Genomic DNA, 7,013 nt, shown 5'->3' on the forward strand with positions numbered 1-7,013 from the left:
GAGCGCCCCCGCCTCGTACGTGCTCAGGGCGCCCGGCCGGGGGCTATTGGGAGGCCGCCTGCGCCTGCGCGGCGACGGCCTGCCTGTACATCTCCGGCGTGACCTGGCCCTTGCCGGGGTCCGCGCTGAGCGCCTTGAGGAAGCCGTCCAGGTGGACGTTCGACACCTCGGCCAGCTTGGTCACCGGCTGCTTGCTGCGCCGTCTGGTATTGCTGTTGACCCACAGGCACACGGCGGGCGTCAACTCGTCCTTGGTGCCGCCCAGGTCGGTCCACACGGTGACGATCCGCAGTTTGAGGTCCTCGCAGCGGGCCTGCGCGAGCCGGTCGAGCTTGGCGATCGCCTCGTCCGCCTTCGCGGCGGTGAGCTGAGCGGTGGAGGTGACCTGGACATTGCAGTTGTTCAGCAGCCACAGGAAGCGGTCGTTGCCGGTGATGCCCGCCTCGCCGAACACGGTGTTCAGCTTGGTGAGGGTCGCGCGGTTGGCTCCGCCGATTGGCCGCCCCTGCGGCTGCTCGGGAGCGGCCGGAGCCGGCGCGGGCTCCGCCTCGTGAGCGGGCTCAGGAACGGGCTCGGCGGCAGGAGGCTGCGCGGTTTCCTGCGGCGGATTCTCCGCAGCCGGAGGAGCCTGCGGGGCCGGAGCATCGGCCGTCTTCCCGTTCAGGAACAGGCCCTTGGTGACGGCGTCCTGCACCTTTGCGATCTCGTCGCGGTTCAGCTCCTTCGGGTGGTTGACCTGACGCTCCAGGACCCTCGACGCGTAGGCGAGCATCGCGGGGCCGGTGACGCCCTTGGCCGTGAGCGCGCTGCCCAGCGCGTCCAGTAGCTCGGCTTTGGTCGGCTCGTCCGTCCCCTGGTCGGCGGCCGGGCCATCCACGCGTTCGGCGATCAGCCGGATGACGGAGCGGGGCCGCGGCGCCTGTTCCTGGCCGCCGCCGTTCTCGTCGGCGGCGTCGCCGTCGTCGTCGTCGCGGCCGGGGTGGACGGTGACCTGCATGATGTCGGCGTGTGGGTCGTCGTCGGTGCGGGTGCCCTCGTCGGCGTACGCGGCGGTGACCAGGTCGATGGTCTGCGGCAGCAGCTTCACCAGCCGCGCCCGGATCATCGTCTTCTTGCCCTGCTCGTCGAATTCGGGCGAGAACTCGCCGTGCTGGTACCAGGGGCCGCCGCTCTTGGTCAGGGCGTGCTTGTTGCGGTGGCGGACCATCTGCGCGTGCGTCATCGGCTCGGTGACATGGAGCTCGCCCCGGTACTTCGCCATCGCGAAGTAGTCCACGGTGGGACGCTCGTCACGGCGGGGGTCTCGCCGGTTCGGCTTGTACCGCACGTGCCACTCACCGTCGAACCACGACTCGAATGCGTCGCCCTCCTTGACGACGTACGCGCCCATGAGCGTGGTGGCGGGGTCGCGGTAGCCGATGTCCGTGAAGCCCTTGTAGCCGACGATCAGCGTGGCATCGAGCCGGTAGTCGGCGTTCTTGTTCTTCATCGGGATCAGCCAGGCGTGGCCGAGCGCGGGGACGTGCGGGCGCAGGTTGAGCTGCGCGCACGTCACCAGCCCGCCGATCACGCTGGGGGCGTAGACGTTGGCCAGGTCGGGGTTGTTGGCGAGCGCGTTGCGGGCGTCCTGGAGGAACCGCTCGACGCGGACACCGGGCGGCAGTGCCTCCCGGAACACCAGCTCGTAGTCGGTGATCGTGTCGTCCAGCTTCGCGAGCTGTTCCTTCTGCCTGGGGGTGAGTTCAGCGCCCATCGGGGTCTCCTTCCAGGGCGGGAAGCTTGATCTTGTGGAGGTTCCGGACCGCCTGCACGTGCGGGTGCGGTCCTCGGTTACGGCGGCGGGTGGCGATGACCTGGCCGTTCAGGTACGCCTTCTTCGCTCGCCCCATCTCGTCGGCGATGGCCGCCTTGGCGCCCAGCAGCTCCTCCTCGGCCGCGGCGGCGGCGAGCTCGGCCTTGACGTAGCGGACGCCGACCGGGTCCGAGACGCTGACGGACAGGTCCTCGTCGATCTCCGGGTGTGCAGCGCGGAGCGTCCGGTAGGTGTGCGGGTGGTGGTCGAGCGGCGGCATGATGCCCCACAGCAGGTTCGTGCGGAACTCGGCCGCCTGCTCAACCAGCGCGCGGGCCGCCTCGGGGTCGTACTCAACGACGTACTCGGCGAACTCGAGGCCCGGTCCGATCATCGGCACGTACCAGCGCTCCAGGCCGAAGATGTGCATGTACCACATGACCTGCACCCAGTACGGGAGCGGGATCTCGTCGGTGCCGGGCTCGCCCCACTCGTCGCGGTAGCGGGCCGACTTGTACTCGCCGCCCGCCACGAGCCGGCCGCGGTGGTAGCAGAGCGCGTCGGGGTTGGTGAGCATCCACCCTCTGGCGTACGTGCCGGGGTGGTCCACGATCTCCCACTCCGGGTGGAGCTTGCGGAAGTACGCGGCGAGGGACGGTTCGAGGAGGTGGCCACGTTCGGCGTCCTCACCGGCCTCCTCGCGCTCAACCTGCCCGGTCAGGACCATGGCGAGCCCGTACGGGGACATGAACGTGTTGGCTCCTAGCGCGGTGGCCACGTCGGTGCCGCCCATGCGCGGTCCGTCGTCGGCCATGCGGGTGGCGAGCCATTCGGGGCTGCCCGGCTCGAACCGGCCGAGCAGCTCCGGCGTTGCGGTGATGGTGGTCATTAGAACGGCGGCTCGTCCGTGAAGTCCGGGTGCTGCGGCTTGGGCTCTGGCGGCGGCCAGCCCTTGCGAGCGATGAGCCGGAGGTCGGGGGCGTGCGCGAGCAGGACCTGCACGTCCTCGTAGCAGTAGGCGTCGCCGCCGTACACGCCGTGGGGGCAGCGGTCGTTCTCGTTGACCAGCCGGATGCCGACCACCACACCCTCTTCGTCGTTGATCGCAATGGCGAACCAGCGGTGTCCGTCGCCGTCCCACACATCCCCGACCTCGATCGGCCAGTTCGAGGGCGGGACGGGCGTGACCGTCACGCCGACGTGGTCGAGCGGGATGTGTAGAACGGTGCTGGTCTGGGAGCCGTTCGGGCCGACGAGCTTCACGGAGATGTCGGTGGTGCCGCCTCGCTCGGCAATGGTGCCGACGACAAGGGCGTTCTCCAGGGTGATGTTGTAGCGGCGGCCGGTGTCGTAGTAGGTGCTCATCGCGGTCAGGCCCCCTGCTGCTCGGTGAGGACGGCGCGGGCCTCGTTGACGTACCTGGCGGCGGCCTGAGCTCCGACCTGGTCGATGAGCATGTCGAGCGCGGTGGTGGCGTGGGGGCAGTCGAATGGGCTGCTGGCGATGACGAGTGCGAGGTCTGCGATGCGCTCGTCGGCGCGGCTGGGCGTCATGCGTCTCTCCCTGAGAATCGTTGGCGGTTCCGCCAACGGGTTGGGTGCGGATGTGGCGTTTCCGCTTGGCGGTGGTGGTGGTCGCGAGACTTGTTGATCTTGCTTGAGCATGTCTCGCGACACCTCCAGCGTACGCCTTTGAGACGCGACTGTCACGCTCTGGTCGCGTCGATCGCGCCGCTCATTTGCCAGTGCATCAAGATCAACCAGTCGCCGTCAGTGATCTTGACAGGAGACGTGCAGACGCGACCGACGCCCACCCGTTTGATACGCTCGCGTCGATCCCGACCGCCACAAGGGGGATACCGCAACCATGCCCGCCACCCGACAGACCCGCCTCAGCCCCGAAATGGCGCTCATCACCCGCTACCGCAAGCGCGAAGGCACCCCCGAACCCGAGATCGGGTTCAAACCGGCCGCCCGGAAGATCGCGGTCGCGTCAGGGGATCGCCACCTCGTCGCCGAGCAATACTGGCGACGCCGCGAACACGGCGAAGTTCAGCGCGTGGACGACACCCCACTCGCGTGGATGGCCTGGGCCGTGGATGTCCCACCCGACGAGCTCGCCGCCACCGGCCGCACCGAAGCCGCCGACCTCCTCCGCCAGATCATCGCCGACCAGGACGCCAAAGCCGCCCAGGCGCCCGACCGGCTCGAACTGTCAGAAGAACTCCTCCAGCAACTCGTCCGCCAGCGGATGGAAAAGGTCCGCAGACTGCACGGCATCACCGAAGAGGATTGCGAGCGGATCGAGAAGTTCTTCCGGCAGCGCATTCAGCAGGCGTTCGACGACACCGAAGTCCGGATCGAAGCGCTCACCCGCCGCTGACCCCCTCCCCCGGGGTCAGTTCATCCAGCGGGTCGCCGCGTGCCTGATCAGCTCGTTCCGGGACCGCACCCCGGCCCGCTCTTGCAGGTCGGCCAGCCGCCGCTGCACCGTGCGCACCCCTAGGTCGGTGATCCGCGCGATCCGCTCGTTGGTCGCGCCGGAGACGAGCAGCCCGATGATGTGCCGCTCCTCCAGGCTGAACTCCTCACTCAGGACATCGTTCCCGCCGACCAGCGGCGTCGCCTCCGCCCAGCACTGCTCGAACACCATCTGGTGGGCGATCAGCTCCGTGCCGCCCGTGATCAGATAGGTTGACAGCCTGTCAGCGGCATCCCTCGGGTAGGCGGGCACGAGTGCGCGCTCCCCGTCCGCGATGATCAGCTTGTATGGGAAGGACGCCGCGATGCGGATCTCCGCGTTCGGCAGCGCCATGTCGTTGCGGATGCCGTCGAGCGCCCGGTCGTCGTCCACGACGGCCTGCTCGTAGATGACGCGGAGATGGGGCGTGCGGATCGTTCCATCGTCGTCGCGGCGGGCGTCGTCGTCCGGGGCGTGCACGGTGGTGAGCCTGACGAACGGTGCGGTGATGAACTTGTCCAGCGTGCGGACCGCGTTCAGCTCCAAGTCGTCCATGCACGTCTTCAGCTGGACGCGGGACGTCAGCAGCGTCACCGGGCCGGTACTGGCCGGCCGGTGGGCGAGGTCGTAGAGCTCCTGAAGCTCGGCCACCCTCGCCTTGGCCGCGAACAGGCTGGCCTCCTTCTCCCGGACCAGCCGCTGGAACGCCTGATCGGGTCGGCGGACGTCCAGCGGGTCCCCGGCGACCAGGCCGAGCCCGCGCAGCCTCTCCACCGCGTCGGCCGCCTCGTCGCCTAACTGGCCGACCAGGGTTTCCATGCTGGTGTGCGGGTTCGCAGCCAGGTGGCGGTACACCTGCTCCTCCTGCGCGGTCATGCCCAGCGGTGTCACGTGATGCCTCCCCGTAAGGTCCTTCAGCCCCGTTCTGCGTCCCAGCTATAGGTGACGCTGGAGTGACGTATGAGGTTTGCGTCGGTTTGTCCCCAGCGGTACAGCGTGCGCCAGGTGCGGGCCCATCGCACCTCGGCGACAAGCCGGACACCGGCATGAAGGGGCAGCAGCAGCCAGACGGCGGCGAAGGCGCGCATCTCGAGGCTGAGCGGACCGCCGCAGTAGGCCCGCAGTAGGGCGAGGGCGGCCAGCCCTGCGACGAGGGTCATCGCGTGGGCTGGCCAGCGTGAGCGTGTGGTCATGTCGGGGGTGTTCACCATCCGCCCTCGTTGCCGTTGGTCTGGGCGGGTTGCTGGGTGATGGTGACCGTGGTGGTGGTCTCCGTGACGGTGCGGGTGATGGTCTTGGACCCGTCGGGGTGAGTGACGGTTTCCGTCTTCTCCGTCTTGGTGGTGGTGACGGTCGGCTTGGCCGGTGCCGTGGTGGAACTGGCGGACGGCGTGGTGGTAGTCGTCAGGGTGGGCGCGGGGGTGATCGTCGTGGTGGTGGAGTCGTTGGGTTCGACGGGGTCGGCCGCGGCGGTCAGGGTGGCGAGGGCGAGTATCGTTCCGGCGCACACGAGGCTGATCTTGCGGACGCGCCCGGCGAGACTCTTCATGGACTGGTCACTCCCTGTCATGGATGTGTGCACGCAATTGCGTGCATGGGACTGATGTAAGCCGGAGTGACATGTGTAAACGCCGGTGTCATGTCGTGTCCATGGGTTCCCGTGGCCGGACCGTGCCATGGCGCATGTCGGCCACGCAGGCCGTAACTATCCAGCATCAGGGCATATCGCGGCAGTGCCACACATGGGATACGGTGAATCCCGCCATTTTGTAAGGATTCTTACCAGCATGGAGGGGGCCCGCCGATGAACCGGCCAGTTCGTATCCGCAGCGTCACTGTTAGCGTCACCATCGTCGCGGTCGCCGCGATAGCCGTCGTACTCTTCGACACCGCCGACCAGCTCAGCCCGGCCGCGCTCCTCGCCGTCGCCGGACTGATCGTCGCAGCCGCCGCAGGAGTCCTGTACGACGCCCTACGCCGGCCCCAGCCGCGCCCGCCCCTGTCGGAGGCATACCAGCGCGGCTTCGACAGTGTTTACCCCGCAGGGGGTACACACCGAATCCTCACAGACCCTCACATAGAGCCTGGATCCAGCCCCACAATTCAGCCGTTTTTGAGGAAAACTTAGCGATCCAAGTTTTACGTCAAATGCCTGGACGACCCCCGAGAAGCACACCTAACGTGAAAGTAGTCATCGCGCCCAAAAGGTGAATCGCCGAAGGAATCGGACGGTGATGTGAAGAGAATTGCAAGCTAGACGAGCCTGCTCTACGCAAGGGAGTTCTCTCATGCGGCCAAGGCACACAATCACGCACGCCATCATGACGCTGGTGACCTCGGTAGCTCTGGTGACGGGAGCTGTTGCCCCTACCGCGAGCGCCTCGATCAGGCAAGACCCGTCGATCTACGTATCTCCCGAGACCGGGCCTCCGGGAACGGAAATAACCGTTGACGGGATCGGCTTCCTCCCGAACCTCCCGATTAGCATCTCCCATCCGGGGCTAAGTGGCCCCGATAGTATCAAAGCTCAACGATTCGGCGGAATTCCTACCGCGACATTCCGCGTCATGGAAAGCACCGAACCCGGGACGATCACTATTGAGCCTTTTCCATCCTGACGCCGCAGCTCATTTGCTAGTGCTGTGGCCGGAAACGATCACCGGGTTGGCGCGTAAGTCGCTCCTGCCAGTTGGATGGTGCTGATCACGTTCGATCGGCATTCGGGAGGCCAGGTGACGCAACCGGTCAAGGTCCGCAGGCT

At 67.4% G+C, this 7,013-nt stretch carries 9 protein-coding genes; 2 read left to right on the forward strand and 7 right to left on the reverse strand.

Going from position 1 to position 7,013, the window contains the following annotated elements:
* Positions 1-43: 43 nt before the first annotated feature.
* The 4 genes from ID574_RS56080 to ID574_RS56095 are packed head-to-tail and all read right to left on the reverse strand — an operon-like array spanning position 44 to position 3,345.
* Positions 44-1,753, reverse strand: coding sequence for a recombinase RecT (locus ID574_RS56080; protein ID WP_188197292.1), 1,710 nt, complete (start codon positions 1,751-1,753; stop codon positions 44-46).
* Positions 1,743-2,681: a YqaJ viral recombinase family protein gene (locus ID574_RS56085; protein ID WP_188197293.1), complete on the reverse strand. Its 939-nt coding sequence runs from the start codon at positions 2,679-2,681 to the stop codon at positions 1,743-1,745. Before ID574_RS56085 ends, ID574_RS56080 begins: the two co-directional genes overlap by 11 nt.
* Positions 2,681-3,157 (reverse strand): hypothetical protein, encoded by a 477-nt coding sequence (locus tag ID574_RS56090; protein WP_188197294.1) that lies wholly within the window; start codon positions 3,155-3,157, stop codon positions 2,681-2,683. Before ID574_RS56090 ends, ID574_RS56085 begins: the two co-directional genes overlap by 1 nt.
* 5 nt (positions 3,158-3,162) lie before the next feature.
* The gene (locus ID574_RS56095) at positions 3,163-3,345 is read right to left on the reverse strand and encodes a hypothetical protein (RefSeq protein ID WP_188197295.1); all 183 of its coding nucleotides are present in this window, start codon (positions 3,343-3,345) and stop codon (positions 3,163-3,165) included.
* Positions 3,346-3,658: 313 nt separating this feature from the next.
* On the opposite strand from ID574_RS56095, the gene ID574_RS56100 reads away from it, so the two are divergent.
* A complete protein-coding gene (locus tag ID574_RS56100) occupies positions 3,659-4,174 on the forward strand; it encodes a hypothetical protein (protein WP_188197296.1) in 516 nt (171 codons plus the stop codon).
* Positions 4,175-4,189: 15 nt separating this feature from the next.
* On the opposite strand, the gene ID574_RS56105 is transcribed toward ID574_RS56100, so the two are convergent.
* Genes ID574_RS56105 through ID574_RS56115 form a run of 3 tightly spaced genes read right to left on the reverse strand, consistent with a single transcriptional unit; the run spans position 4,190 to position 5,801 of the window.
* Positions 4,190-5,143 (reverse strand): helix-turn-helix transcriptional regulator, encoded by a 954-nt coding sequence (locus tag ID574_RS56105; RefSeq protein WP_188197297.1) that lies wholly within the window; start codon positions 5,141-5,143, stop codon positions 4,190-4,192.
* 23 nt (positions 5,144-5,166) lie between these two features.
* Positions 5,167-5,463: a hypothetical protein gene (locus ID574_RS56110; RefSeq protein ID WP_188197298.1), complete on the reverse strand. Its 297-nt coding sequence runs from the start codon at positions 5,461-5,463 to the stop codon at positions 5,167-5,169.
* Positions 5,457-5,801, reverse strand: coding sequence for a hypothetical protein (locus ID574_RS56115; protein ID WP_188197299.1), 345 nt, complete (start codon positions 5,799-5,801; stop codon positions 5,457-5,459). The genes ID574_RS56110 and ID574_RS56115 overlap by 7 nt, the downstream gene beginning before the upstream one ends.
* A gap of 255 nt (positions 5,802-6,056) precedes the next feature.
* Here ID574_RS56115 and ID574_RS56120 point away from each other — a divergent pair, with 255 nt between their 5' ends.
* Complete coding sequence (locus ID574_RS56120) at positions 6,057-6,380, forward strand: hypothetical protein (RefSeq protein WP_188197300.1); 324 nt, start codon at positions 6,057-6,059, stop codon at positions 6,378-6,380.
* The last annotated feature ends 633 nt before the right edge of the window (positions 6,381-7,013 follow it).

The sequence above is a fragment of the Nonomuraea sp. SYSU D8015 genome, assembly GCF_008065375.1.
In the GTDB taxonomy this organism is placed as follows: Bacteria; Actinomycetota; Actinomycetes; order Streptosporangiales; family Streptosporangiaceae; genus Nonomuraea.

What these genes read in the sequence shown, in the direction of transcription:
- ID574_RS56115 (WP_188197299.1), bottom strand. Translation starts at nt 5,801, where the DNA reads ATGAAGAGTCTCGCCGGGCGCGTCCGCAAGATCAGCCTCGTGTGCGCC.
- ID574_RS56090 (WP_188197294.1), bottom strand. Translation starts at nt 3,157, where the DNA reads ATGAGCACCTACTACGACACCGGCCGCCGCTACAACATCACCCTGGAG.
- ID574_RS56095 (WP_188197295.1), bottom strand. Translation starts at nt 3,345, where the DNA reads ATGACGCCCAGCCGCGCCGACGAGCGCATCGCAGACCTCGCACTCGTC.
- ID574_RS56110 (WP_188197298.1), bottom strand. Translation starts at nt 5,463, where the DNA reads ATGGTGAACACCCCCGACATGACCACACGCTCACGCTGGCCAGCCCAC.
- ID574_RS56120 (WP_188197300.1), top strand. Translation starts at nt 6,057, where the DNA reads ATGAACCGGCCAGTTCGTATCCGCAGCGTCACTGTTAGCGTCACCATC.
- ID574_RS56080 (WP_188197292.1), bottom strand. Translation starts at nt 1,753, where the DNA reads ATGGGCGCTGAACTCACCCCCAGGCAGAAGGAACAGCTCGCGAAGCTG.
- ID574_RS56100 (WP_188197296.1), top strand. Translation starts at nt 3,659, where the DNA reads ATGCCCGCCACCCGACAGACCCGCCTCAGCCCCGAAATGGCGCTCATC.
- ID574_RS56085 (WP_188197293.1), bottom strand. Translation starts at nt 2,681, where the DNA reads ATGACCACCATCACCGCAACGCCGGAGCTGCTCGGCCGGTTCGAGCCG.